General features: G+C 57.2%; 16 protein-coding genes. All 16 read right to left on the reverse strand.

Features of this window, described 5'->3' with window-relative positions:
- Window positions 1-65: 65 nt before the first annotated feature.
- The 16 genes from KZ772_RS08335 to KZ772_RS08410 all read right to left on the reverse strand — a co-directional run bounded on the left by KZ772_RS08335 (window position 66) and on the right by KZ772_RS08410 (window position 26,667).
- A complete protein-coding gene (locus tag KZ772_RS08335) occupies window positions 66-10,334 on the reverse strand; it encodes an isopeptide-forming domain-containing fimbrial protein (protein ID WP_290539332.1) in 10,269 nt (3,422 codons plus the stop codon).
- Window positions 10,335-10,675: 341 nt separating this feature from the next.
- Window positions 10,676-12,046, reverse strand: a complete 1,371-nt coding sequence (locus KZ772_RS08340) for an AgmX/PglI C-terminal domain-containing protein (protein ID WP_290539333.1) — start codon at window positions 12,044-12,046, stop codon at window positions 10,676-10,678.
- 33 nt (window positions 12,047-12,079) lie between these two features.
- On the reverse strand, window positions 12,080-12,565 hold the full coding sequence (locus KZ772_RS08345; protein ID WP_365871042.1) for a biopolymer transporter ExbD: 486 nt from the start codon (window positions 12,563-12,565) through the stop codon (window positions 12,080-12,082).
- Window positions 12,562-13,047 carry a biopolymer transporter ExbD gene (locus KZ772_RS08350; protein WP_290539334.1) on the reverse strand — a complete coding sequence of 162 codons (486 nt, stop codon included), beginning with the start codon at window positions 13,045-13,047 and terminating at the stop codon, window positions 12,562-12,564. Before KZ772_RS08350 ends, KZ772_RS08345 begins: the two co-directional genes overlap by 4 nt.
- Window positions 13,048-13,057: 10 nt before the next feature.
- A complete protein-coding gene (locus tag KZ772_RS08355) occupies window positions 13,058-13,777 on the reverse strand; it encodes a MotA/TolQ/ExbB proton channel family protein (protein WP_290539335.1) in 720 nt (239 codons plus the stop codon).
- 34 nt (window positions 13,778-13,811) lie between these two features.
- Window positions 13,812-14,096 carry a hypothetical protein gene (locus tag KZ772_RS08360; RefSeq protein ID WP_290539336.1) on the reverse strand — a complete coding sequence of 95 codons (285 nt, stop codon included), beginning with the start codon at window positions 14,094-14,096 and terminating at the stop codon, window positions 13,812-13,814.
- Entirely contained in the window at window positions 14,096-14,701 is a 606-nt protein-coding gene (locus tag KZ772_RS08365) for a tetratricopeptide repeat protein (protein ID WP_290539337.1), read from the reverse strand. The genes KZ772_RS08360 and KZ772_RS08365 overlap by 1 nt, the downstream gene beginning before the upstream one ends.
- On the reverse strand, window positions 14,701-17,934 hold the full coding sequence (locus tag KZ772_RS08370) for a tetratricopeptide repeat protein (protein WP_290539338.1): 3,234 nt from the start codon (window positions 17,932-17,934) through the stop codon (window positions 14,701-14,703). Before KZ772_RS08370 ends, KZ772_RS08365 begins: the two co-directional genes overlap by 1 nt.
- On the reverse strand, window positions 17,931-19,850 hold the full coding sequence (locus tag KZ772_RS08375) for a hypothetical protein (RefSeq protein WP_290539339.1): 1,920 nt from the start codon (window positions 19,848-19,850) through the stop codon (window positions 17,931-17,933). Before KZ772_RS08375 ends, KZ772_RS08370 begins: the two co-directional genes overlap by 4 nt.
- Before the next feature lie 3 nt (window positions 19,851-19,853).
- Window positions 19,854-20,375 (reverse strand): hypothetical protein, encoded by a 522-nt coding sequence (locus KZ772_RS08380; RefSeq protein WP_290539340.1) that lies wholly within the window; start codon window positions 20,373-20,375, stop codon window positions 19,854-19,856.
- Between the two features lie 380 nt (window positions 20,376-20,755).
- Window positions 20,756-21,883, reverse strand: coding sequence for a DUF3570 domain-containing protein (locus KZ772_RS08385; protein WP_290539341.1), 1,128 nt, complete (start codon window positions 21,881-21,883; stop codon window positions 20,756-20,758).
- Window positions 21,874-22,104: a DUF4266 domain-containing protein gene (locus tag KZ772_RS08390; protein ID WP_290539342.1), complete on the reverse strand. Its 231-nt coding sequence runs from the start codon at window positions 22,102-22,104 to the stop codon at window positions 21,874-21,876. The genes KZ772_RS08385 and KZ772_RS08390 overlap by 10 nt, the downstream gene beginning before the upstream one ends.
- Window positions 22,101-22,592, reverse strand: a complete 492-nt coding sequence (locus KZ772_RS08395) for a TlpA disulfide reductase family protein (protein WP_290539343.1) — start codon at window positions 22,590-22,592, stop codon at window positions 22,101-22,103. The genes KZ772_RS08390 and KZ772_RS08395 overlap by 4 nt, the downstream gene beginning before the upstream one ends.
- Window positions 22,593-22,617: 25 nt before the next feature.
- Window positions 22,618-23,283, reverse strand: a complete 666-nt coding sequence (locus KZ772_RS08400; protein ID WP_290511500.1) for an outer membrane beta-barrel domain-containing protein — start codon at window positions 23,281-23,283, stop codon at window positions 22,618-22,620.
- Window positions 23,253-24,002: an outer membrane beta-barrel protein gene (locus KZ772_RS08405; RefSeq protein WP_290539344.1), complete on the reverse strand. Its 750-nt coding sequence runs from the start codon at window positions 24,000-24,002 to the stop codon at window positions 23,253-23,255. The genes KZ772_RS08400 and KZ772_RS08405 overlap by 31 nt, the downstream gene beginning before the upstream one ends.
- A 55-nt stretch (window positions 24,003-24,057) precedes the next feature.
- The gene (locus KZ772_RS08410; protein ID WP_290539345.1) at window positions 24,058-26,667 is read right to left on the reverse strand and encodes a hypothetical protein; all 2,610 of its coding nucleotides are present in this window, start codon (window positions 26,665-26,667) and stop codon (window positions 24,058-24,060) included.
- Window positions 26,668-26,766: the final 99 nt, after the last annotated feature.

A 26,766-nucleotide genomic window follows, 5' to 3' on the forward strand; every position in this document is an offset into this window, starting at 1 on the left:
TTCATTAGCGGGAATCCCCGCTGCAAATCGCGCCCCCAGGGGCGCAGAGAGAATGCGCCTTGTCATTATTTGCTGCTCCTCTCAGGGGGAGCGCCTGTTCGCCAGAACACTTCCGTTTCTATTGTCAGCTCGTAGGGGTTCCCCATTTCCGCCCACTGCTCGGCAATCATTCGCTTCATGGCCTTGAGGCGTTTTTCCACCAGGCGCTTGCTTTCGTTCTCGGCCATATAGGCCAGGCGCAGGATGGAAGGATCTGTTCCCAGCTCTTCCATCAGCAGCGGCACCCGGGATTGCCACTGCAAACGCATTTGTGTGGAATCCGGCTCAAAGACACCGTTCGCCAGATCCAGGCGTACCACCCGATGCAGGGCCGCACCGAAGTTGAACTTGATCATCTTCCCTCGGGTTGCCCGGCGAACCAGAGGATTCTCCGTGGTCAGACGGTAGCCGGTGGGCAAGGTGCGATCATCGACTTTCAGGATGAAGTTGGAGCCACGGTTCTCGTCCGGCACCACCGCACAGGTAATGTGGAAACGGCCGTATTCATCGCTGGTGACAAGTAGCCCGCGAGCGGTTACGGCGCGGACACCCGGCAAGCCGGCTTCACCCTCATCCTGATAGCCGTTCTGGTTGGCATCGTCGAAGACCTTGCCGATCACATCGGTACAGTCGAAATCCGGGTCCGGCACAACACGCACCGTTGCCGAGGCTTCCCCGGATGCCGCCCGGGTGGTGCCGGCATGGCTGCGTGGTGCCACTGCGTTGAACACCTGGGCGCGATTGACGTACTCCCCTTCACTGACACCGGCCCCGACGATGAATAGCATCTTCAGGGTGTGCTGCCCATCCGCTGCCAGGTCCAGGTCGCGCAGTATCAGTTGCCGGCCTTCACGGACCAGCTCCACCGGCACATCATCCAGGCGGGCGGAATCCGCCACGTACTTGAAGCCAGCCGGGAAGCTGTCCACCACCACCAGATCCGGAATCGCCAGACCATAGGTATTGCTGATGCGAATCACATAGGGCACAAACTGGCCACGACTGACGTTCACAACCGACGAAGTCTTGGTAATGGACACCGCACCGCCAAGTTGCGGATCCAGCGGGATGTGGTTGTTGAAAATCTGGCTGTCGTCCGGCAGCACCGTATTATCAAACGTCAGGTGCAGGTAATAACCAGTCAACGGGCTGCCCGCTGCCACAGAGGTGCCCGGCTGGTTCGCTGAGGACTGGACCTCACAGGCGCTGGTGGTTGCCACCGCATCGCCGGAACAGGTCGGCGCATCGTAGGCTGCCGTTGCGTCACTGGTATCGGGCGCAATCAGACGCGATACGCCCTGCTCATAGCCACTGGCGGGTGGCGTCACCTGAATCAGGTAATCGCTGCCGCCCGGACAGGAACCGGCACTGAAATTCAGATCGAATTTGTAGAAGCCGTTGGCCGTGGTGACCTGGCCCTGCTGGGCTGGATCATCAAAACAGCTGGTGGCAACGGCGCTGCCACCCGCATCCACCATAGTCACCCGGGCTCCGGGCACTGGCTGGCGGGAAATGGCATCGTAGACCACCCCGTTCGGATCAATCGGCAGGTTCAGGTTCTGCACCAGATCATCTGCGGCAGCAGTGATATCGGTAATACGCTGCAGACCATCGGTAAATGCCGAGTCGGTCAGACCCAGAGTTGCGGTGGATGCGGTTGCGCCCGGAGCCAGATAGCGTACTTCATAGGTTTCACCGCCCATTGTTTCGGGCAAGCCTGCCGCCACAAACCGGCCATTATCATCGGTATTGGTGGTTCGTAGCAGCGAACCGTTACGGTAGATTTCCACCGTCCAGTCAGGCAGCACGGTTTCACCCGTATCGAGCACATTGTCGAAGTTGGCGTCATGCCAGGCCTGACCGCTGAGGGTGGCGGTGCCGGGGATGGCACCCACTTCCACCACCACCGTGCTGCTGGCCGAACGAGTATCATTGTCCCAGCTCACTTCGCCGGTATTGCTGATGGTGGTTCCCGGCGGCACGGTGTCATCCACCCGAACCTGGAAACGCAAGGTAGCCGTTGCTCCCACCGGCAGATCGCCGTAGGCACTGCCATAGTCGCCCACCAGGATCGCTGTGCTGTCATCCACGCCCGCGATGCCACCGTTCAGCCGCGCCGAATCCGGCACATAGGTGGCCAGACCGGCCAGCGGTGTCAGGTCATCGGTGAGTACCACCTGGGTGGCAGGCACCAGACCGTTGTTGACCACCTGCAGGGTGTATTCCAGTACCGATCCCGCCTGCACGATGCCACCACCGACGACCGTCACATCCTTGACGATGGAGACCTGCTGGGCGGCACCGACAATGATCTCGGTAGGTTGATCACCATTGGAATCCACCCCGTCAGCATCGGAAGGCTCATCTGGCAGTTCGGTGCTGCCCAGAATGCCCTGGTTGCGAATCACGGTGCCACCGGCAACGCCGGCATTGATGGTCACGCTCAGGGTTACCGTGGCGCTGCTGTTGCCCGCCATGCTGCCAGCCGGTTCGCCACTGGAGTTGATCGGCAATCCGTTCGCCAATGCAGACGCCCCCCCTGCATCGGCAACAGGCGCACCGTTCAGGGTGGTGCTGCCGGCCACATAGGTGGTGTTGGCAGGAATCTGGTCGGTGAGGACCACATCGGTGGCCGGGTTACCGGAGCTGTTGGTCACCACGAAGGTATAGAGCAGGGTGTCATCCGGATCCGGCGCATTGTTGCCGTTCACATCATTGGCGAGCACCACGGTTTTCTGCACGTCCAGCAACGGCAAGGCGCCGACGATATCCTCGGTGGGGTCGTTGGCTACCGGGGTGGCCGGGTCGTCAGAGGGCTGTTCCATGAAGTCAGTACCGCCGGCACCGGCTCCATTAACGAAACCCTGGTTGACGATGCGGGTACCTGACAGGGTGTCCGCATCAATGGTCACACTGAAGGTGATGGTGGCCACGTTCTCCGCCGCCGCGGTCGCATCCGCGTCCATGGCTCCCGGCGTGGTATTGCCCGGCGCATTGATCAGCATGCCCGCTTCCAGGGGCGACACACCCGCTGCCGGATCGACCACCGAATTGCCATTCAACGTGGTGCTGCCAGTAACGTAGGTGGTGTATTCGGGAATGGCATCCCGCAGCGTCACACCCATGGCATTTTCGTTGCCGATGTTTGCCACCGTAATGGTGTACAACAAGGTATCCCCCGGTGCCAGCACGGCAGGATCCCCGGTCATATCATCGGAAACCTTCTGCACCTGCATGACTGGCGCCGACGCGATAGTGATCCGTGTGGGGTCCTCGTCTCCGGGCAGGTTGGGATCATCGGTAAGCTGCAGTGTGGATCCAAAGGCTTCCACGCTGCCCTGGTTCAGCACGACGGTGCCGTTATCGATCGGACTCGCCAGGGTCACATCAAAGACCACGGTGACGGTATCGCCGGCGGAACCCGCCACATCCAGGCTCAGATCCTGCACATCCACCAGGCCAGCACCATTGGTGCCGCCATTGGCGTCGGAGTTGTCCGTGGCACCCGGCGGAACCGTTACCATCACCAGACTGCCCGGCTCAAAAATCACCTCGGTGTGCAGCGCGCCCACATCGTCCCGCAGGGAGAAGTTAGGCAAAAGTACCTGGCTGGTGTTGGTGACAGTCAGGGTGTAACGCAGGCTGTCACCCGGATTGGCCAGGCCATCCCCATTCAGGTCGTTCTGGATGGCAACGGTTTTCTCCACCGTCATTTCCGGCGGGTTGCTGGTCAGGGTGTGGTAGTCCTGCGGGTCCGGAGTGTCCTCGACCACATCTTCCAGAACATGGCTATAGGTGCGGCGTTCGGTAAACGCATCATCGGCACTGAACCACTCTGTTGCCCCGGCGAAATTGGTCAGCTCGCTGTTGGCGGGCGTGGCATCATCCAGCTCGGCCTGGTATTCCACCCGCAGGAATTGCCCGGCTTCCAGGGCGGCGGCCGCAGTCTGCCCGGTAAAAATGAAAGTACAAGGCGTTCCCGGGCTGCTGGACGCAAAGCTGGTGACGTAATCCGTACCCGCAGTGAGGTCCGCCAGCAGGGTACTGCCATCCGTATCGTAAACCCGGGCAGTGGTGATCACCGGTGCGTTGTCGCACATGCCACCGGACGCCAGGTTAGGCAGATGATCCGTCAGGGTGATATCCCAGGCCGCGCCGGAACCCGTATTCTGCACATCCAGCGAGAACAGGTCCGGGGTGCCCACGCTCATGGTCGCTGGACCGCTCTTGGTCATCACCAGACCCGGCTCTACAATGGTGGTGTCACCGGAGGTACCCGGCTGACCGGCCCCCTGGGTAGCAGCGTCATCGTCGGCACGGTTGAAGGTGTAATCCGCGCTGTTGTTGAACACCAGCCCGTCCACATTGGCCGGGTCGTCCACCACCTCGACGGTGATATCCACAGCAATCTGTTCACCGGCAGGAATATCGATACCACCGGCGATGTCTTCAATCACCAGCTGCGTCGCCGTGCCGGTATTGGTCGGCGTCCAGGCGCCACTATTGATGCCCGGGGCTGCTGGCGCCCGATCCACACTGACAAAGCTCAACACCGCCGCAGACGCACCCAGATCATCGGTGATGCGCACATCGAACAGAGCGGTATCTACCGGCGTGGCCGGAACCAGAATCTGATAGCTGAACTGGTCGCCCACGGCAACGGTACTGGCAGACTCCACCTTCGACAGGGCCCCCGGTCCGGGGGTGGTCAGGGAGCTGGTGGCCGCGCCGGTGGGACCGTACTCTTCCCGTTCGGTGTCTGCGCCATTGGCAGGCACAGCATCGTTATCGAAGGAGTAGTACAGGGACACCAGGGCCGAATTGATGAGTGTCAGGGAAGCCCCCACATCCGGATCCACCTGCACCGTGTATTCCACCCGCAGGGTCTCCCCCACCGGAATGGTGTAGGTATCGGCGGCGCCGTTATCAAGATCCCAGGTGGCTACACCCGTGCCCGGGTCATAGGACGGGGCCAGCAACGGCAAAACCGCGCCGGCATTCACCAGGGTCATGGCCGTGGTTGTCGCCCCGCTCTGGCGCATGCCAGCTGGCAGGGTGTCGGTGAGCACCGTATCGTAAGCTGGCGCCAGGCCGTTGTTGGTGATATCCACGGTATAGGTGACCGTTTCACCGGCCACCACAACGGTATCTCCACCCGCTGCGCTGGCGCTCTTGGCCACGGCCAGTTCCGGTTGCAGCACCTCGACCGAAGCATCTGCGGTCTTGGTGGGTGCCGCTACACCACCCACGGTGTAATCCAGAGACGCACTGTTGAACAGCGGCTGACTGGCCGGTGTCTGGCTCAGCACATCGTTATTTTCGATTCGTACTTCGTAAACCAGCACCAGGAAATCATTGCCCGGGTCGCCATCGGCCGGGTTAGTGACGTCACCCAGATTCCAGGTCAGTGTCTGGCCGCTGACGGTTGGTGTGGCGGTGCCTGCCGTGCCGAAAAAATCTGCGCTGACCATGTCTTCGTAGGTCAGCCCGGTGGGCAGCACATCGGTCAGCACCAGATCGTTATGGCTGCCTTCCTGGAGGCCGATGCGCAGTTCGAACTGCACCCGGTCCCCCACTCGCACATCCTGGGCGGCGGTATTGAAGGTGTCCGCGATTCGGGTCTTGGCCAGGGTGGTATTGTCCGGCGCTCCCAGGTTGGTGCTATCAGAGGTGATGTAGTCATTCACGCCACCACTGCCATCACGCTCATTGGCGTCCACACCACTCAGGCTGGTCCAGGTGGCAGTCGCAGTATTGGCCAACACCTGCCCCGGGGTAACGTTGTTCTGCACTTCCACGTCATACACCACCTGAACGGCGGTGCCTTCCAGGATGTCGATGTTTTCCCAGGTCAGTGTCTGCGCCGTATTGATGCCATCGCCGGTGATAGTGTCCGGTTCCACTGCAGCGCCGGCTACCGTGGCCGTGCCAGGCACATAGGCCAACCCCAGGCTGAGGGTATCGGTAAGCACCAGATCGAAGGCATCCGAGAAGGTGGCCCCGGTATCTGCCGTCATGTCCACGGTATAAGTAAGAACATCCCCGGACACAGGCGGATCGGTGGGGATGACGGCCTTGGTGAGGCTGACCAGCGGCTCGACAATCGTCAGGGAGTTAGAGGGAGGGCTGGTCAGGGCCGTACCGCTATAGCCGGCATAGGTATAGCTGGCAACGTTGTTGAAGGTATCGCCCGCATTGGTGTCCACGGTGTTGGCCACATGGGTGACCAGGGTGACTACCGCTTCCTGACCGGCGGGGATATCGGCAATGGTCAGGCTCACCTGATCCGGCGGCGTACTGTTGTCCGTCAGGGCGACCGGGTTGCCACCCACGGTGGCGGTGGCACTGTCATAGACCAGTGCCACCGGCAGGTTATCGGTGACCATCACATCACTGCGGGCCGCATTAATGGCCGGAATGGTAATGGTATAAGTGACCGTCTCGCCGATGACGGCTTCCGAGGCCGGAGACACCAGGTTCTTCAACGGCAGCGGGTCAACCGTCTGGTTGGTCATCCAGAATTCGGCCGGCCCCAGGGCGGCATACTGCTGGCCAGCCGCCGCCGGCAATGACCAGTACTCCGCAGCGGTAACGCTGTTGTTCCAGAGCTGGTTGGGCGCCACATCGTCCTGGAAGCCGATGGAGTATTCCACCAGGGCGCACTGGCCCGGGTTCACCGGAGTAACGAAATCAAAGGTCAGGGTGCCACCCGGCCCGGCGGGCGGGGTGTAGGTGTAATCCACACCATCGGCCTGGGCTGCGCCATTCACCGTTACCAGCGGCGTAGTGATGCTGGTTTCATCCAGCTCGGCAGCCAGGGTATCCACCAGTTGCAAGCTGTAGGCGGGGGCCGTGGAACCGCTGTCATTACAAGCTTGCAGGCGGAAATTCATGATGTCGCTGGCCAGATCCACCTGCAGCGGGCTGGTGCTATCCGGGTAGCTGTTGCCCAGATCATCGGTCTTGGTCAGGGTGACCAGCACCGGCTGGCGTACCTCAATATTGGCGCTGTCGTTGAGGACGATACCGTTGTCGTAACTGAAGCTGGCATCGTTGGTCAGCGTGGTGGTGGCGACATGAGCCAGGGTATCCGTGACCACGCGAGCCTGATACTCGATGATGAAGATATCGTCGCTGGTATCGTTGTTAATGGCATTGGTGATGTCACCAATGGTCCAGGTGATCTGGTTACCCGCCACGGCCGGGGCCGCAATATCCCCGTGGCTAAACGGCGCCACGGCACTGAACGGGGCCGAGGCATCGCCATTGATGGCCACCATGCTGTCGAATTCCAGCCCGGCCGGCAGGCTGTCACTTACCGCCACGTTAGCGGTCAGCCCTTCGCGCAGGTTCAGCGCCAGGCGGTAAACCACGGTATCGCCTACCCGCAGCAGGCTATCGCTGGCCGTGCTGACGGCGTCATCCCAGCTGTCAGACACCACCGTCTTGGCCAGAGCATTGGTATCTACCGTGGTGATTGTGGCCGTGGCTGGGCCGGCACAGTAGTCATCTGGCTGGGTAATATTCGGGCAGCCTGCACCGCTGCGTTCTGCATTGCTGTCCCCCTGCAGGGACGTCCACTCGACCACTGCACTATTATCGAAACTGGCAATGGAAGCATCAGCCACATTGACCCGGTAGGTGAGCTCCAGCGACTGCCCGACGGGAATATCCAGACTGCCATCGCCGTTGTCATCCCCCCAGATCAACACCCCGCTGCCAGCGTCTGTGGGCGCGGCAACAAACCCGGCAACCGGCACACCGCCAATGGTTGCTGACGCCGATCCCGGCACCAGGGTCAGCCCGGCTGGCAGGGTATCGGTGATGGTGGCGTCATTGGCCGCAGAAGTGCCGCTGTTGGGCATGGTCAGCGTATATTCGAGTAGATCCCCCCCGCTGGCCGGATCCGTGGGAGACTTGCCTGCAGTCACATTGGCGACGGTCTTGCTGATTGCCAGATCCGGTTCCACTACCGTCAGGGGCGGCGTAGTGTCATTGGGACCTGCCGGGCCACTGACCTGTAAAGCCGGATTGCCATTGGCACGATTGAAAGTATAGGAGGCGGTGTTGCTGAATGCATCGCCGCTCTGGTTGTTGACGGTATTGAGCAGCTCCACGGTAATATCAATAACGGCCTGGCCTCCGGCCGGAATATCGATGCCGGTGGACAGATCCTCAATCACCAGATCGCTTGCCGTACCGGTATTGGTCAGGGACCAGCTGCCGCCCGATACCACGGTGGCACCGACAAATTCCAGATCCACACCGGAGGCGGCCAGGTTATCGAGGATACGCACGTCAAACAGCGGCGAGGCGTCCGGGGTTTCCGGTACCGTGACCCGATAGGTGAACTGCTCCCCAATGGCCACTTCGCTCTGCGCCGGGTTGGCCTTGCTCAACGGACCGGGTGCCACCACCTGAACAACGGTCGGATCCTCATCGCCGTCTACTTCCGGGTCGGAGACACCATTCACGTTAGGGTCATCACTTTGCGTCAGGAAGGGATCACCCAGACCATCAGTGGCGCTCAGATCCGCCTGGTTACTGATCAAGGTGCCATCGGCGAGCCCACCCAGCACATCCACTTCATACTCGACCATCAAGTCGGTGCCGGCTGCCGCATCCAGAACAGGATTCCCATCAACGGAGAGCAACCCTGTACCTGCATCGAAAGAGCAGGTTGCCAGTGCCGGGCAGCTGGTTATCACCAATGACGATGCATCAAGGCCGGCCACATCGATCAGGTCGCTGATGCTGATGTCATTGATGACCTGATCCAGGTTAAACAGTCGCAGACGGTAACGAAGGCGATCACCGGACGCCGCCGTAAAGGCAGGCGACGCTCCTGTAACCAGATTGACGACTGTCTTTTCGAAATAATAACCAGACAGGCCCGCCGTCACTGATTCGGCATCCTGATTATCCGTGACCCCGGGAGTACCGTCAGAACGTGGAGCAGTAAATTCAACCCGGGAAGCATTGGCGCTACTGTCATTGAACCACTGGGTGGCGGCAGCCACGTTGGTCAGCGTATCGCCATCACTGGCCTCATCCGGGCTGCCAATGGGATCAAGCTGGCTGTCGTAGCTGATAAGCAGATGCTGATCCGGTGCTATCGCCCCCGCAGAATCGTTCAAAGTCACCGTCAGCAGACAGGTGCCGGCGTCGTAGCTGACGACAAAATCCCCAGCCAGAGGATCCAGGGTACGCACCACCGTGCTGCCATCCGTGGCCAGCACGGAAGCGACAACACTGGCAGAAGGATCGGTCAGGCACATACCGGTGGGGAGCTCATCCTCGACCGTGATACCCCAGGCATCAAACCCGCCCACATTCTGAACATCGACAGTATAAGAAGGAGAATCCGTAAAATTGATGGCGGTGGCATCGGTATTCTTGTCCAGCACCAGCTCGGGCTCGGAAATCGTTACCAGCTCTGCCCGGCCGTTCTCCCCAGGCAGAGGGTCATAGAAGATGCCGTCGATAAAGCGACCAAATTCCCACTCGGCCACGTTGATAAAAGCAGAACCCGGAGCGTTGAGCGGGGTGTCTTCCAGCACCACCTCGATCTCGATAATGATCTGCTCGCCAGCCGGCAAGATATTGGGCTGAAAGTTATCAAACGTAAGCAGCCCGCCCACATTGCTGAAGTTATGGGCGACCGGAGCGCCGTTGCTTTCACGGGTAACGGTATGCCCCAGGTAGGTCAGATCCACCCCCAGAGCGGCCGAGGAAATGTCGTCCCGTACGGAGATATCATGGACGTCGTTAAGGGAGCCCTCGCCATTGATCACCGTGCCGGAGCCAGCATCGAACAGCACCGGAATGGTCAGATTGTAGGTAAAGGGAACGCCGACTGTGGCCGAGGTAATCTCGTTTCCTCCCGGGCCTTCCAGCGCTCGCTTGTCGATCATCTCGACAGGGATCAACAGATTCTGACAGCTACCACCAAGAATCTTGCTGGAGGAACCATTGGTGAACCAGATCTTGTGTTCCGCCACGGTGTTACAGGACATGTTCCCGGTGTGGAACACATTGTCGAATATCACCAGATAAGGGGTGGGGTCATTGTTATCAAAGCTGAAGTTGGTATTGAAACCGCCGGGATACCCTTGCGGATAGTTCTGGATCCGGCAATTCACATCAATCTTGATATTGTCCGGCGCCGGCGATGATGGCGGAAAAGGTGGCGTCGTCGGCACCTCACCATCAATGACATGAAAACCATTGATCAATGGGTAGTCGGAGCAATTGTACTGTACCGCCTCGGCAATACCGGAGGTCCCCAGCAACAATATGACGGCAAAAACCTGCGCGACGATGGTGGCAATACGCTGCCTGCACAGCGCCCCCCCAGCGGGCGGCCTTCCCCGGAAAGACTCTCTTTTCAACGCAATGACCCTATCAGTCTTTAGTTCTTATAAATGCTTGGTACGAAAAAACCAAAGCGGCAATCGAGTCTAGGAAAAAGCTACTGGGAATACCGTGAAGTGACACGCAATTATCCAGAAGAAACAATCATTTATCGGGAACTCTTATCAAAATGCAATAAGATGCTTATCGTGACGCCAGAGAGCCCGACATCAGCGGAAATCATGACCCCGGCACGGCCCGAACAACCGCACCGGGGATCACCCTAGCCTGCAGGCAGAAAGTCGATCGGATAAAGAATTTTCGTGGTCGGCACTCCTTCCTTGGCCCCGAAATTGAACATTTTCACTCGGGACACAATCCCCGAAGACAATGTCGGCGAATCCATATCCGTGGATTTCACTCGGCACGACGACACCGAGCCGTCCGGCTCAATCACCAGTTCCAGCACCATCTTGCCGCGCAGACTGGGATCATTGCGCAGCTGACGGTTATAGATACGGTAGAGTGCGGACTTGTGACGATCGAAGACGATCTGGATTTCTTCATCCGTGCGTGACGGACCTGCGCCTTTGCTGACCGGTCGGGAAGATTTGCTGACACTGGCTGCCACATCGCTCTTCACCGATCCTACAGACACGCCACTACCGGCAATTGCACTACCACTGCCACTGCCAACACCACCACGACTCACCGAAGCCACAGCAGCCACACCTCCACTGGCTGATGTTGATGCAGTGATGAGCGCACGCGAGCCTTTGGCACCACTGCTTTGCGCCGCCCCCTTGGACTGGCTACCGGAAATCCGGGCATCTGCACCCAGATTTGACAATACAGCGTCCTCGGTCAGATCCGAGAACATATCGCTATGTGCCAGAACCCCTTTGGTTTTTGCCTTGCTACGCGCCTTCTGCACTTCTTCAGGCTTGGGTTTTTCAGCCACCTTGGAAGCATCCTTCTTCTCTTCCTTCTTGGGCTGTTCGCGCTTCTGAACCGGTTCTGGCGCCACTTTTTTCTTGACCATGCGGGCCAGACGTTCCGGGACCTCGATCTTGCGATTCGGGTCTGGCGGCGGCAATTCCCAGATACCGGGGACAAGGCCCACAATCACCATCACCGCCAGGGAACAAAGCAGAACCTTGCGCTGACGCTTGCGATCTTCATCGGAGCGGGACCAGGGCATAATGCCGGCACGGAAGAGCTTTTCATCGTCCGCTTCGCGCTCAATGACAAAATCGTACTGGGCGTTTTCCAGCTCCTCAGTCACTTCCGCCAGGTGATAATCCAGCTCGCCAAGCCTCTCTTCACCCTGAGAAATTTGTTGCTGAATCTCAGTCTTGCCGGCCTCAAGGTTATCGAACTCATTATTAAAGGCGCTGGCGAGCTCACGACTGCGAGAGAGCTGCTTCTCATGATCTGAAGGAGATGCATCATCCCCCCAGAACAGCGAAGCTGCCCCCATTTCGCTCAATTGGTCCAGTGACTCGCAAATCACGCCCAGCAACTGAAATTTCTGACGCTGCGGCGCCATATCCGTCAGCTCGGATTCAACTGTACGCAGGCGTATCTGGAGATCGGCAAGCGCAGTTTCTTCGCTCTCGATCTGCTCAATCAACACCTGCTGTCGCTGTGCCAAAGATGTATTCACAGGATCATGCCAACATAAAGATTATTTTTGATTGACCGCCAGAGAAATCTTGTTGTAACCGGCAGCCGTACAAGAGGCCATAATTCGCTTCAACGCACTGTAATGAACGCCACGATCAGCCATGATCGTCACCTCCGTATTACGTGCATCGGCCTCGTCCCCCTCACCGACAGACGTTTTTCGGATGCTCTCCATCCGTGACCGTATGGGTTCAATAACGTCACCGCTACTGGCAATCACATCAGCCATGGAGACAACAGCCTCACCCTTCACCAGAACCTGGTCACCACTCACGGACACCACCAGACTTTCTCTGGGCTTTGTTTCGACAATAGAGTTAGGCAGCCGGATGTCTTTCGGCGGATCCAGAGGGGTGCTGTCTGACTGGTTCACCAGCAAGTACAGCAACAGGATGGTAAAAATATCCATCAACGATGTCAGACTGAGCGAACCTGCCGGCCTCTCTGTCAAGCTGGCCAGCCTGCGCATTCTTCTCGGATTTCTCATGGAGCATCCCCAATGGAAATTTCAGGGAAAAGCACCCGGGAGTTATCCTCGCCATCTTCGCTGGCAACATCATGGAACTTGACGGTATCCATCACTGCTATCATGTCGTTATATTCGATATCAGGCTCAAGCAGCACGGTGGCATCCTCTTTGTCAGGGTATTGCTCCTTGAGATTCAGAAGCGCACCCGTCAGGGCCTCAAGGTCATACTCACCCTCCTCTTTAGGAAAGCGGTTTGTAATAACCTTGCCATTACTGATTTCAATTGATTCTTTCCTGACCATCACTTCAATCGTGACCAACGGCTTATCCGGCGTTGCACCACCTACACCGGGCGAAGGCACATTCAATTCCTGAATCGTGACCTGGGAAAAAACTGCAGTCGCCAACAGGAAGGGAATCAGCACCACCATCAGGTTCATGAAAGAAGTGACATCCAGCTCAACTTCTTCTTGTAGCTTCAGATGCTTTTTTCTTCGCATTTTTCAGAACTCAGGTTGTCGCCTGGGCGGGCTCTGGAATAATAGGAGATTCCCCTTCAGGCTCAGCACTTTCATTATCTTGTGCCGGTTTTTGCTGATAACTTCTCTTTGTCAGCGTTGTTACCAGCTTGAGCATTTTTACCGAAATCATTTCCAGGCTGCCGACAATGGCAGCAGTCTTGGAGCTGACCATGTTGTAGCAAATCAACAGGGGGATCGCCGCCATCAAACCAAACGCGGTGGTGTTCATTGCCATAGCAATAGAGCTGGAAAGCATTGCAGACTTTTCCGCAGGATTGGCATTGGCAACAGCCTCAAACGCCGAGATCAAACCGATAATGGTGCCAAGCAGACCCAGCAGGGTGGAAATATTGGCGAACATGGAGATGTAAATGGTCCGCGCCTGCAGCTGTGGCGTAATTTCCATCATCGCCTCTTCCATAGCAATTTCGATATCGTCCCGACGACGGACGGTGCCCTGAACTTCAAGGCCCATGGAAAGAAGCTGCGCGACAGCGGAGTTGTCCCCCTCGACCATCTCTCTGGCCCGTTCGAAGTCGCCAGACACCAGTACAGGGTGCAGCTCCTCCCAGGATTTACGATTTGCCCTCTCCAGAAGCTTCAGCTTGATAAAGCGCTCCACGGCGAAGGCCCCACCGACGATGCCGGCCACCAGAATCGGGTACATCCAAAAGCCACCGTCCTGGAAAAATTTTATAATCACGTTCATGGTTTCACTCTTCCTCAGATAATCGCTTGAGTTTTTATTTCTCAGTACTGACCTGGTAAAAATCCAGCTCTCTCATAAATACCGGCTTATCCACCGGCACCATCTCTTCGTCAAGAAGACTTGATGTCAAATCAGTCTCCACACCAATTTCGGAACTCTTCCAGGGAACGATATACAATGATTTTGGAGCATCCTTGTTACCGAGAACCGACATCCCAGAAATCATCTTCGCCTCGTCTTCCTGCCCCCCTTCTTCCTCGGCATTTGCCAATGAAGGCATAACCAGGACGAAGAGAAAAAACACAAGAAAATATCGCATCAGCCACCCCCTTGCTGCTTGACTCGCCACTCAAGATCAGACACCCACATCCGGGCATCTTCATCATCCGGCAACAAAGCACTGTATGCCCGGTAAGCCTCAAGAGCGCACGAGTAGTCCCTCAGGTAAATATCACAAAGCACTCCGAGATTTCGGTTGGCCAGGGCAAAACTCGGGTACCAGGTGATTACTTTTTCATACAAGGCCCGAGATTCATCAAACCGACCACTCTCTCTCAGCAGGATGGCATATTCATTATTCGCCACAGGGTTCTTTGGTTCGATCTCCAATGCCGTCAGCAGATTTTCTTCAGCCTTTTCGCTGTCGCCCTGTTTCTTGTAAGCCATGGCAAGATTAATGAAGGGAACCGCACTTTCACGAGAACGTCCGGCCAGCTCATTAAGCAACGCAATGCCCTGCTGATAGTCTTCTTGCTCAATCTTCATCATGGCCGATTGAAAAAGCGCAACATCATCCTCGCTGATCTTTGCGCCCCCCTGACGAGCATCGCCACCCGGAGAGGAAGCACAGCCCGACAGCAGCAAGGCTGTAATCAGTACGGCTCCAAGCACTTTTTGACTTTCCAAGAAGAAAGGTCCCCGCATTAGATGCCTCCCTCTACCAGACTGGAATCTGCCGAGCCTTCATCGACACCTGCCGCAACGTCTGCCGAAGAGGTTTCAACCGGTGTCTCAGGCTCACCAACAGGTGCCTCTTCAGCCTGCTGATCCTGCTCCTGAGGATTGCCGGAGTCTGCTGACTCTTCCGATGACTTGGCGCCAGCCTCAGGCTCGCCATCCATCACCGTTGCCGCCTCAGGAGCTGCCACCCTGGGCTGAACAAGGTAGCTATAGTCAACATTGAGTACCGAAGTAACAAAACCGCTGCTTTCTTCAAATCTGGCATAGCGGCCCGGAACAAACGCAGCCAGCCGCCTAACACTCTTGTCGACCCAGTCGTTGTAGACACCCACCCCAATCAGCCCAACATTCTTCTCATGAATGGCAATGGCTTTTTCTTCAAAGGGATATGACTGTTCATCAAGCAGCATTTCATACTGCTCTTTTTCCAGCTCATCCATACCTCCGGGACGCTCCGAGTTGAGCAGCGCACGGCTGAAGTTATAGTAGATCTCGGCAATGTAGTATGTGGCGGCGGCTGTCACATCGCCGATCTCGTAATCCACCAGTTTCCCGAAAGCAGCATTCGCAGCTTTCATGGCATCGCGCTTCTTCTTCAGGTTTCGCTCAAGTGGTTGGGTAAGTTGAATGGCCGCATACTCATCAAAAACCGGCTCAACAAGAATCAACGCCGATGTGCCAGCCAGATACCGAATCCTGTCGGTTCTGTCAGCGCCAGCGCGCTGATCGGCATCCACAATCGCCTGCAGCTCCCGTCGATAACCTTCAATATCGCTCTTCTCCTTGAGAATACCGGCAATGCTGTGACGCATCTCCACAACCGGCTCGAGGGGCTCAGGGAAAGACTTGATATAATGGCGATAGACACTGACCGCCTTGCTCTTGTTGCCCACCTGGATATACAGCTCAGCCGCCACCTTCAGGGCCTCCTGCCGAACCGTCGGGTCTTCACTTTCGCGCTCAATACGCTCGTATTCCGCAGCGGCTTCAGATAAGCGACCCGATTCTCCATAAACATGAGCCAGCTTCTTGGTTACTTCAGGCTGCAACTTGTGGTCGGGGTAATTGCCACGGAAAGCCATGAGAACATCAGCAGATTGCTGCCAGTTCTTCAGCTTGATCAAGGCGGTGGCTGCATCATAGTCAGCCGCGGGACGAAGACTTGACGACGGCGCCGCCACACCCAGCCGCAGGAAGTGATCTGCAGCCTGCTGATAATTTTCTTCCTGGTTTGCCAGTTCACCCTGTTTGTAGATGGAAGCAGCCAGATTTTCTGTCAGCTCCTTGCGGGATTCATCGTCCTCATCGGTAAGACGCAGCACGCTCAAATAGCCCTGCTCTGCATCGGCATACTGTGCGAGCTCAAAGGAAGAGTGCGCCACAACCAGCCAGGCTGATCGCAGTAGCTCTCTGGATGCGCCAGGGAATTTTTCCAGCATTTTTCTGCCGGTAGCAACGGCAAACGGATAGTCCTTCATGCTGAAGATATCTTCCAGCGCCGCGCCCATCACCAGGGCTGCCTTGTCATGCTCCGGAAAAACATCTGCAAAGCGCAGGGAGCTGCGAATGACATCCCTCTTGATAGTCGGCTTGTCAGACTCTTCTGCGGACGAGAGATTTTCACGATGCGTGTAAACAGCGGCATACCCGGCAGCAGAGGCTTTTCCATGTGCTGGATAATCGTAAGCAGTACGCTCGTATTCCAGCGCCGCAGCGTGGAAGGATTTGTTTTCCAGGAGCAGATCCGCCAACTGATAGTTCATGACTGGTGACTCCTCATCTCTTGGGAAGGAGTCAAGAAATTCATGGTACCAGTGCTGGGCTTCGCGGAAGTTTTCCTGTCGTTGCTTGGCGAAATCCTTGTTCTGATAAAGAGCGTGATAATAGTTTGCCAGCTCTTTCAGGTTGGTCTTGAGAAGGGCCAGCACATCGGGGAAGGCATCGACTTCAAAATGGCTCCAATACGCTGACTTGAGACCATAGCTGGTAGCAAACTCCTTGTTGGCCTCGATAACCAGTTTCGGGAAACCGCCTTTCTTGTAGATCTCGATAACCCGCATATCAAAGTGCGGCGACACCTTGTTGTAGGGATTCAGTTCCACGAAAGTCTTGTAAGCGGATGCTGCATCAGCGTAACGACGCTTCTCCAGATAATGCTCCCCCAGATTCCGGTAAATATCGACTTCGTAGCTTCGCTCTCCATATTTTTCGAAGTAATCGACAACAGCGTCCGGGCCACCCATGGCAGAGAAACTCAGGCTGATAACACGATGTGTATCCTCGATACGCTTCTGCTCGTACTCATCCGTGGGATTGGCAAAGTCATAACCGGTATTGATCTTGTGATCCAGCAAGGCAACAAACTGATTCATTGCCTCTTCCAGCATATCCTGCTTGTAGAAGGTCCAGCCCAATTTGTAGAGTGCCATTTCATAATAGAAAGAACTGGCACCCATCTCTGCAATGGCCAGGTATGCCCGCTCCGCATCCAGGTACTTCTTGCGCATGAAGTAGAATTCACCGCGCCGGAACTGGATTTCATCAATAACCCGGGAATCCGGATAATCCGCTACGATCTGGTTCATGACCTCAATCGCTTGCTCCACTTCACCCAGCTCCTCATAGGCCCGGGTCATCTGGTAAAGCACCTGGTCATTGCGCTCATAGAAGGGATATTTTTCCAGCAACTCCTTGTAGAGCTTGATCGCTTCCTCGGCCCCCTTGTTTGCCAGCCCGTCCTGAACAGCCAGCGAGGTGTCGGCATTTTCCGGCACATCCATTTGTGTTGTCCGTGCCTCGAAATCCTGCTGGGATTCCCTGGCCACATCGGTCTGGTCGGTCTCATGGGGTTGCTGACCGGCAATAACAGCACTTTCCGGGCGATCCAGCGGCGCCGATGCAGCAGGCGCTGTTCGCGCTACCGGCTGTGACGGACTCTCCAGAATCCCGTATTCCTTTTCAATCTTGAGATCCGCCAGACGCCGCATGGCTTCTGGCGTCATCGCGGATTCCGGGGTTTCTTCCAGGAACTTCTGGTAACCCTGCATGGCCTTTTCGATGCCACCTTCGATCTTCTCGTCAGTGAGATCCAGCTTGACCTTCTGCAGCTGGGCGATGGTGCCTTTCTCAGACACTGAGGCGCAGGAAGCCAACACCAGCAACGACAGCCCAAGGGCCGTGTAACGATAACGGCTCATGGTGAAGACTCCTCTTCACCGGCACTGTCATGGGCCTGTGATTGCTGCGCCTTCACAGCACGGTCATAGCTTTCGGCCATGGCAAAGCGCGCCTGCACGCGGTATTGCTCAAGCCGCCTCTGACGCTGCTCGAGCTCGTTGATAGCCATGGTTTCCAGCATGTGGCCAACGCCATTCATCAACCGGTCAACCTTCAGGCTTGCCTGGCGAATATTATTGCGCGACAGGGAAATCCGGTTTTCATAGCCCTGGTAACTCTGGGTAGCCGCTTGGCGGGTGCGTACATAGGAGGCATAGATGCTTTCCAGGCGAGCCACATCATCGTCCAGTTCACGCAAATGCTCGAAGGCTTCGGTCAGGCGCCGGTCGTAATCGGTATGGATATTCCAGGCAAGAACGCCTCTCAATCTGGCAATACGACGGCGCGCCTCTACAGCCGAGGCGCTATCATTACCGGCATAGTCCGCGGCAATGCTGTCCAGTGATTCCAGCGCCATACGTTCATCCGCGGTAGCCAGCAATTCAGGGCGCGGCGCGACCAGCAGACGCTGCAACCGGTCATCCAGACTCTGGCGTTGCTCCATACGCAGACGGATCTTGGAGTCGAGCACACGGAAACGTTCATCAATGCCGGGAAGCAGGGGTTCGTAGTAATTCCTGCGAAGCGCGATCATGTCCTCATAGGCATCCAGATGGCCCTGCCAGGCAACCAGCCGCTGGCGCATGTCTTCCAGATCCAGATAGTTTTTCAATAGCGCCTGAAAGTCATTGGATGCCATCAGGTCCATCAGGTAGTAGGTTTCCGGGGTTTCGGGCAGCTCGCGAAGACGGATCAACCAGTTGCTGTCCAGTTTGATCTCTTCACGCACCATGACTTTCAGAAAGTTGCCACTACGGATGCTGGCGACGGAATCCTTGAGCCTGACCAGCTCCGCCCCGAAGGCATCCAGGGCACTGCCGTAAAGGACTGCCGCCCGGCCGTGCAATTCCAGATTTGCGTAGGCATAGGGGACACCCAGCAAACTTTCCTGAACCGCCTTGTTGGTGGAGTTGCGCTTGAACAGGATGCTCCATGGCACCAGCGCACGATCGAATTTTTGCCGGGCCACGTTGGACCAGCCTGCGCCGAGCAACGCCTTGTTGGAGAAGGGCCCCTCGAGACGCACCCGGTCCAGATACTGTGCCGCGGAACCGGCTTTTTCATTTTTCAGCAGACGGTAACCCAGCGTCAGATTGGCCTTGTCCCGAATCGCCAGAGCGGGCTCATCATCGTCATCGACCTTGATCTGACCGGCTTTATCCAGTTGCGCCAGCCCTTTGTCTTCCTCGCCTTGCAGGATCAGGGCGACCCCCAGGTTATAGCCGGCGAACCCTTCATAACCGTCGACCTTTTCCAGCTTTTCCAGGATGTCCACGGCCTCTGTAAAGCGCCCATTGACGGTATAGATCTGCGCCCGCAGCAATCGCTCATCATGCCGTATGTGCGCCGGCACCTCGCCTTCAATGCGGTCAATGGTATGCAGGGCGTTGACCTTTTCGCCCTTCTCATAATAGATACGGGCCAGCCGGTACGCGGCCTCATTACGGATATCCTGGCTGACGTTGCCCTCCAGCACCGCCTGAATGGCACGGCCCGCCTTGCGGTGCATCCGATAGGAAAGCTCGAAATCGCCCACCGAGAACTCGGCGTAGTTGGCATGAATATGTAGCGGATCCAGCTGCCGCTCATCCACCCGGTGATACTGCTGCAACTCGGCATCCAGGCGGGAGATGGCATCAAAATACAGCCCCTGCTCCGCATAATAGAATGACTCGCCCAGAAACAGATCCCTGGGCGCATTCGTACTGGATGAGTCGGCTACCCCGGTGGCAGAAGCCACAAACAGGCCGAGCAGCGCGATGAATCGACATGCCATGAATTAACGGTCTTTGAAATTGATATTGTTATCCGCACCAAAGAGTGAGATCTCGACCAGGCTCGGCCCCTCATCCTTGGTAAAGGTATAGCTGGCAGTTTCACGGTATTCGTCATTGCCACCAGTCCAGCCCGCCAGAACGACCTCCAGCTTGTGCTTTCCGGAACGGACATTACCGGTATAAATACGCTGCACCCCGCCACTCTTCAGGGCTTCCAGCTCCTTGTGGGTATAGACGTGGTGCATGACTTCCTCGCCATCAATAATCACGTCCATGGAATCCAGCCGGACATCATGATCAGGGACCACGGAGACAAAGAGGGAGACCTGGGTATTGGAGGGGTAGATCAGCGTCTCTTCCAGTTGCAGCAGCTCTGTGGAAATCGCCAGCACATCGGTTTTGATGTCCTGCACCTGCTCATCCAGCCCCTTGATCTTGTCCCGGGACACCTTGTCCGCTGCAGTGGCAAAGGGCACCACGGCAAGCAAACACAGCAAAAACGAGACGTTTCTTATGTCACTCATCTTTCCCCCAGAAGGACTTCGGCTCTGATGCCCCTTATTTCAGTCAGTCAAAATAAGAACACACAGATATAGGTAATTCCTCCGACTGGTACTCATTTTTATCAGATAAAAACATCTTGTTTTCTATATCTAACAAAGACCTAGGCAAGAACCTTAAAGTAACACTTTTAAGTGAAATATATTGAATATGGCCGCCACGCGAGAAAAGCAGCGCGTGCTGAAAAAGACTTGATTTGGAAGGAATTAGAAGAATTTGACAGAAGATCGGCACAGCAAAAGAGGGCTTCCGCCTTCCCTCAGAACAGTCAGGGGACAGGCCTCACAGATCCCATGGAAGGCTGCCCGGCTCAGCCCGCCATGAAGCCCTTATCGACAGAGGACTAGTACCAAAGTGTAAACAGCAACCGGGTTACTGTGGCATCAAAACTGTACAGCGGCTCACTACCAGGGGCGGCACCGACCCGGATATCACGATAATTGTCATAATCAAAACTGAAGCGGTCCACCCACAGGTTCAGGCCTGCCCGATCAATGGTTCCCCAGTTCGGTTTGCTGAACTCGAAACCGATACCCAAGCCAACTACCGTGGAGTTGAATTCGCTGAGCTCCTTGTCACGGGCCAGGAAATTCTGGGCATTCTGGAATGGAAAAAGGTCGGCATAGAAATCCGCGTCACCCTGCTCATAGGCCCGATAACGGCCCTCCAGGGTCCACCTGCCACCGAGAGGCTGTATCAGTTTTAATTGCCAACTGCTGGCATCGATACCCCAGGAATCATTATAGACCCGGTACTGACCATGCAATCCGGCGCGCCAGGGCAGATAGTAGGACAGCCGCAGAGCGGTTGCCTCACTGGTACGGGTTTGCGGATATCGCTCTGGCTCGAAGCTGTAACTGTCAGGCGAGGTCAGATACCTCACGGAACGATAGGGGTTGTTCAGATAGCCTTCGTCGGTAATCAATTCATGGGCCAGGCTGGCACGCAGATTCTTGCTCAGAATCTGGGAAAGCCCGATGCGGAAATGCTGCCGATCGGCCTCTTCAGCAAAGCTATCATCTCCACTACGAAACACCTCGTCCCAACCCCGGGAATAACCCAGGCTCAGGGTGCTGAGATCACCGAAGAAGTCCTGACTCAGGTCGAAATGAACGGAATTGGCCTCGAAATCATTTTCCTCGCTGTTGGCATAGCTCAGCGAATAGATGGCCTTGCCGTGCAGGTAATCCACACCCACACTTTTTTCCGTGCGCTCCTCCGAGTACGGGCTGGCACTCACCAGAACATCAATGGATGCAGCGGAAACTTCATCAACGTAATAGTTGGCATGCACGGCCACCTTGTCGGCGAAGGACTTTCTCACCAGAACGGACGGGCCATTGATTTTCATGCCACCCCCTTCGTACTGGTGGTACAGCACATCCAGCCGGTCTTCGGGAAGCACTGAGGCATTCGACGACAAGCTCGACAACGCCAGCAAGACCACCAGAAGAACGCGCATCAGTTGCATCCGCAACCTCCGCCAGCACCACCTTCCGCCCCACGCATGCTTTCCCTGGCCTGATGCACATGTCCCATGTAGCTTTCCGCCACCGGGTGCGCCGAGGCATTCATTACCGGGTCCGCCAACCGGGAACGCTCATAGGGCTTGAGCCAGGGCTTGATAGCACAACCGCTGCTCGACAGCGCCACGACCAGCAACAGAGCAGAGAAAACGAGACTGCGCATCATTCCAGCACCAGCGCCTTTACCTGAGCATCGTATTTATCCATATAGCCATCCCTGTAGCCACGGTGGTGATGACGAATCACACCGTTACGGTCGATAAGAACCGTGGTGGGCATGGCATCCACAGCATAGCTTTCACTGGTGTGGTTTTGCGGATCAAACAGGATCGGAAACGTCACCGGCACCTTGCTCAGAAGCATATCGGCCTGATCCCGGTTCTCATCCAGATTCACGCCCAGAACAGTAAAGCCGTAATCACGGTATTGCTGATAGAGACTGTCCAGCAATGGCATCTCTGTCCGGCAAGGGCCACACCAGGATGCCCAGAAGTTCAGCAACACCACCGTCCCACGCAACTCACTCAACTTGATGTTCCCACCACTGAGAGATTTGAGGGTAAAGTCCGGCGCCGGATCACCTTCCGCCGCTACCGCATTGATACCACCCAGCAGCCCCATCCCACAGAGCAGCACTATCAGTATTTTTTTCATTATTCCTCCCCCGATACATTCTTTGTCAGAAAAACAGACCGACGCCGGCGGTCAGCTCAAGATTGTGGGTCATCTTGTCTTCACCCAGCACATCCAGGTTGAAGATGTTGTCCTTCATATCCACACGAACCGTCAGCCAATCATTGATCAGCAACCGGTAGCCCACGCCTAGCCCCAGGGTGAAATGGTCATCACCGGCAAACTCGGTCATGCCTGCGCCACCGAGCAGATACAGGGCATTGTTATAGGTTCGATTACGGGACAGAAAGGCCTCACCGGGCAGCAGGTTGTACCCCACCAGAGCCTGGTAATAGGTGTATTCACGCTCATCATCGGTCAGTAGCTGCACGCCGGCACTGAGGGTTTCGAAGCTGGTCTCGTCTGCCTTGGCATGGCCGATCACCGCTTCCAGAAACACATCCTCGGAGAGGTGATAATCCAGCCTCGCCCCCACCACCGGCTGGGCGCCGAAATCCTCGATGGACAAAATGCCGGCGTAGGTGCCAATTTCGAAGTTCTCGGTATCAATGTCCGCTTCGCGAACACGTCGCCGTTCGATCTGCGGATCCAGCACAGAGCCGGGATCAGCGTCTCGCACCACCTGGCCGGATGAGCTGGAGTCATCAGCCAGCGCCGACAGCGGGGACACCATCACGATAGCTAGAACAATGCAGAGAAGCCGATTTTCCATTCTTCCAGATTCCGGTTGTCATTTTCTTCGGTAAACAGCACATAGCTGCGGTACTCGCCGCGCAGCACAAATCCACGGGACAGGTAGGCCTTGAGGCCCAAGCCACCCACCGCGTAATTCTCGTCCCGGTTTTCCGGGCGCACCAGCGTTTCCCGGGGCTCGATACTGGCCTTGCCCGCTCCCAGCAACACATAAGGTGAGACCCGCCAGCGGGGAAACATCTGGTGCTGCAGATTCAGCCCCGCCAGCGTCGTGTTGGCAAAATCGCCACTGGAGCGGGAAAACATGCCCTCTGCGGTAAGGTTTTCCGTAAAGCGATACCCCAGCGCCACGGACAGGGAACTGGCCCCTTCCAGCTCGCCCATCATCACCGAGGCCTGCCAATGGCCGGACAGAAAGGCCTCATGCCCCAGACGGGTCATGACCGGGGGCTGCCCCTTTCCATCAAGCGTTGCCGTCAACGCCCGTCGAGGCACCCAGCCAACCCGGCCACGCAGCGTTTCCACCTTGATCCAGCCGGCACGCTGAAACAGCAACGTCAGGCTGGCATCACGTTCCACCACATGAAACACCGGGTAGCCCCTCCCCGGGCCGGTGTGAACCTCCACGAAGGGCTCTGCCACCTTGACCTGCAAGAGTGCATCGTCTGATGCCGGGTCGGCATAGGCGCTGACGGACAACGCCGCCAGTACAGATAAAAGGACTACCACAAGGCGCACCGGGTGCGTCTCCCCTTTCAGAATTCGGTTATCCGGGGCCGCAAATCAGCAGCCCTCAGTTCTCAGGCACACGGAATGGGTCGTTGTAGAGCTGCGCGCCCAGATCAATCCATTCGGCCAGCAGCCGATGCTCTTGCGCATCCAGCCAACCTTCATGGCTACCCCCCGCAGCGAAGATATCAAAAAATGCTGTGGAAGTACGCGCGCGCCCAAAACGAATCGGCGGATCCAGCTCTACCGTTTCCAGTTCCGGGATCGGATTACCCTGACTATCAAGTATCAACTCACCGTCTTCATCGGTCTGGTACACCACATTGCCGTCATCATCCGTGGCCACCACCAGCCGGTCGACCAGGGCACCGTTCACCAGCACTACCTCATCGTCATCGAACAGCAACTCCCGGTAGCTGATCGGCTGCAGCACCAGATCCGGCGACGCATCACCGGTGAGTTCCAGCTGGGCGGGAGGCACCTGCAAGGCGTTGCTGGCATCCCGACGGTTATGACAGCTCGAACAGGTCACATCGGTCAGAGCCCCCCCGACCATGGCCTGGCGGGGCCGGTCCCAGATTGGCTGGATATGGTCCTCGTAGTGGATCACGGTACGACATTCCGGTTGCCACTGTTGCTGGCAGTCGGGGGTTGCCGGTGCCGGCGTCTGCAGATCCGCATAGCGCGGCAGTATTTCATCGGCAGTGGCCGGATCACTCCAGGCATCAAAGGCAAGCATGTCCATGGCCGGGATTTCCCGCTCCGGATGCAACCGGGTGAGCGCCTGGGCCATGGTTTCGCCAGCATTGGCAAACGCCACCACATCGGTGCGGGTATTGGGAAAAGGCAAGCCGTCCAGCGGCGCGCCGGGGTTAACAGAAGGTGCCAGGCCGTCATCGCGACCATGGGGCAAGGACGAGCCGCGCTCATGACACCCCTGGCACTGCAGGGTTTCACCGGGGCGCAGGTTCAGCCAGGCGCCATGACGGCTGTAAACTGCCTTTCCCTGCGCATCCACCAGCTGCAATCCCAGCGGAGCATTGGCCGGCACCTGCACCCTTACGGAGCCATCCGGTTCCACCGGCACATAGCCGACGATTTCCCGCATGCCGAAATTCGGGGCTCGACCGATGTGCGCACCGACAATCAGACGCACATCATCATCAGGAATGAGAGCACCTTTGGTAATCCGCAGAAAACGGACTCGACGATCCCCGGGGGTAATCACTGACGGATCCCGAAACGCTTCCAGTGTAGATACCCCCGGCAGGGCCGGATCATGAAAGCTGTTGAAGCCGCCATCCAGATCGTAAACGCTGCGAATATCCAGACGCGCCAGGTTATCCTCTGCAAGGTCCTCGTCACGCCCTGCAGCGACAACCAATGGCGGCAACGTGCGAGGAGTCGCCGCAACCAGCTCGGTAACCCAGAGGTTATCCTGCGGTTTGACCACCGGCCGCTGTGTCCCTTCGGCGGGATCGAACACCCACAAGCCGAACGCTGGCGGCGCTTCCGGCAGCCCCTGCTGCAAATACTCTGGTGTACAGGGGCGCAAGGACGCTCCGTCCAGCAACCGGCACGGAGACCAGGCCATCAGAAAACGGCCAGTACCATCCTCCAGACTCACCAGATCCGACAAGCGACCCTGCAGCGCCACCCTCTCCGACCAGGCGCCCCCCGGAGCGGGCAGGGCCTGCTCTGGCTGGCCGGCAACCGAACCGTACAGGGGGCCGTCACGATTAACATAATGATCAATATCAATCGCCCGCGGCTCCATCTCCCCGCCGCGGGCCTCGCGCAAGCGCACCGCCGTCAGCAGGCGACCATCCCCCATCAATGACAAGGGCAGGAATTGGCGCTCCTCATCATTGCGCTCGTCATGGCTGTTGGCTCCGTACAGGGGCTCCAGGGCCGAGCCATCCGGATTGACGCGATACAGATCGAAGCGATCCACACTGTCTTTATTATCCCAGCGCTGGAAGATCACCCGACCATCCCGGCCCACCAGCGGCGCCACATCGTGACTCATGTTGAAGGTGATCTGCTCGATGTCATCGCCATTGGCATTCATCACATGCAGCGCGAAGGCATGGGTATCGCGTCCTTCTTCGAGCGGCATAAACCGGGGCTTGCCCTCGTCCAGCAAACGCGCACCAGCCTGGCGCTGGCGGGTTGAAGCGAACACGATACGGCCGTCCGGGAGATAGGCGGGATAACGGTCCTGCCCCTCCTCCGCCAGCAAGTCACTGGAAATCAGTCGGCGCGCGGCCTGGCCGCGAAAATCATATTCCCACAGGTTCCAGGTCGGCTGCTCATCATCATCCGCGTCCTCGATGGCCGGCGCCCTGGCAGCAAAGAGCAGCCGCTGCCCGTCATAACTGACAGAGAGATCCCGGATATCATGGCCGACACCCAGCAAGGGAGTGGAAATGTCCTGTGCTTCAGACCGGGAGGAAACGCTGCCTCTCACCATCAGCCGGGCACCGGCCTGGAAATCCGCCGGCGCCTCCAGAGAGGTAACAGCCAGTGCGCCGTCTTCATCGCGTGGCAGGCTGCGCATCACATAGGCGAGCGGAACCTCGGTCACGGTTACCGCCTGCTTCTGGTCGCCCCCATCCATGCCACCACAACCACCGAGCGCCCCAAGCAGGCCCAGCAGCACAACACCCCTCATGCCTTTCCCCGTTTATCTGTTTTTCTTCGCTTTGTGTCAGTATTACAGAACTGTCGTTATTTTCTGAGCTCTGTGCCACAGAGAAAGAGGCAGAATGTC

It is taken from the genome of Alcanivorax sp. (assembly GCF_019431375.1).
Lineage (GTDB): Bacteria > Pseudomonadota > Gammaproteobacteria > Pseudomonadales > Alcanivoracaceae > Alcanivorax > Alcanivorax jadensis_A.

Excerpts from the sequence above, each read along its gene's own strand:
- KZ772_RS08345 (WP_365871042.1), bottom strand. The coding sequence starts at position 12,565 with ATGAGAAATCCGAGAAGAATGCGCAGGCTGGCCAGCTTGACAGAGAGG.
- KZ772_RS08350 (WP_290539334.1), bottom strand. The coding sequence starts at position 13,047 with ATGCGAAGAAAAAAGCATCTGAAGCTACAAGAAGAAGTTGAGCTGGAT.
- KZ772_RS08355 (WP_290539335.1), bottom strand. The coding sequence starts at position 13,777 with ATGAACGTGATTATAAAATTTTTCCAGGACGGTGGCTTTTGGATGTAC.
- KZ772_RS08360 (WP_290539336.1), bottom strand. The coding sequence starts at position 14,096 with ATGCGATATTTTCTTGTGTTTTTTCTCTTCGTCCTGGTTATGCCTTCA.
- KZ772_RS08365 (WP_290539337.1), bottom strand. The coding sequence starts at position 14,701 with ATGCGGGGACCTTTCTTCTTGGAAAGTCAAAAAGTGCTTGGAGCCGTA.
- KZ772_RS08370 (WP_290539338.1), bottom strand. The coding sequence starts at position 17,934 with ATGAGCCGTTATCGTTACACGGCCCTTGGGCTGTCGTTGCTGGTGTTG.
- KZ772_RS08375 (WP_290539339.1), bottom strand. The coding sequence starts at position 19,850 with ATGGCATGTCGATTCATCGCGCTGCTCGGCCTGTTTGTGGCTTCTGCC.
- KZ772_RS08380 (WP_290539340.1), bottom strand. The coding sequence starts at position 20,375 with ATGAGTGACATAAGAAACGTCTCGTTTTTGCTGTGTTTGCTTGCCGTG.
- KZ772_RS08385 (WP_290539341.1), bottom strand. The coding sequence starts at position 21,883 with ATGCAACTGATGCGCGTTCTTCTGGTGGTCTTGCTGGCGTTGTCGAGC.
- KZ772_RS08390 (WP_290539342.1), bottom strand. The coding sequence starts at position 22,104 with ATGATGCGCAGTCTCGTTTTCTCTGCTCTGTTGCTGGTCGTGGCGCTG.
- KZ772_RS08395 (WP_290539343.1), bottom strand. The coding sequence starts at position 22,592 with ATGAAAAAAATACTGATAGTGCTGCTCTGTGGGATGGGGCTGCTGGGT.
- KZ772_RS08400 (WP_290511500.1), bottom strand. The coding sequence starts at position 23,283 with ATGGAAAATCGGCTTCTCTGCATTGTTCTAGCTATCGTGATGGTGTCC.
- KZ772_RS08410 (WP_290539345.1), bottom strand. The coding sequence starts at position 26,667 with ATGAGGGGTGTTGTGCTGCTGGGCCTGCTTGGGGCGCTCGGTGGTTGT.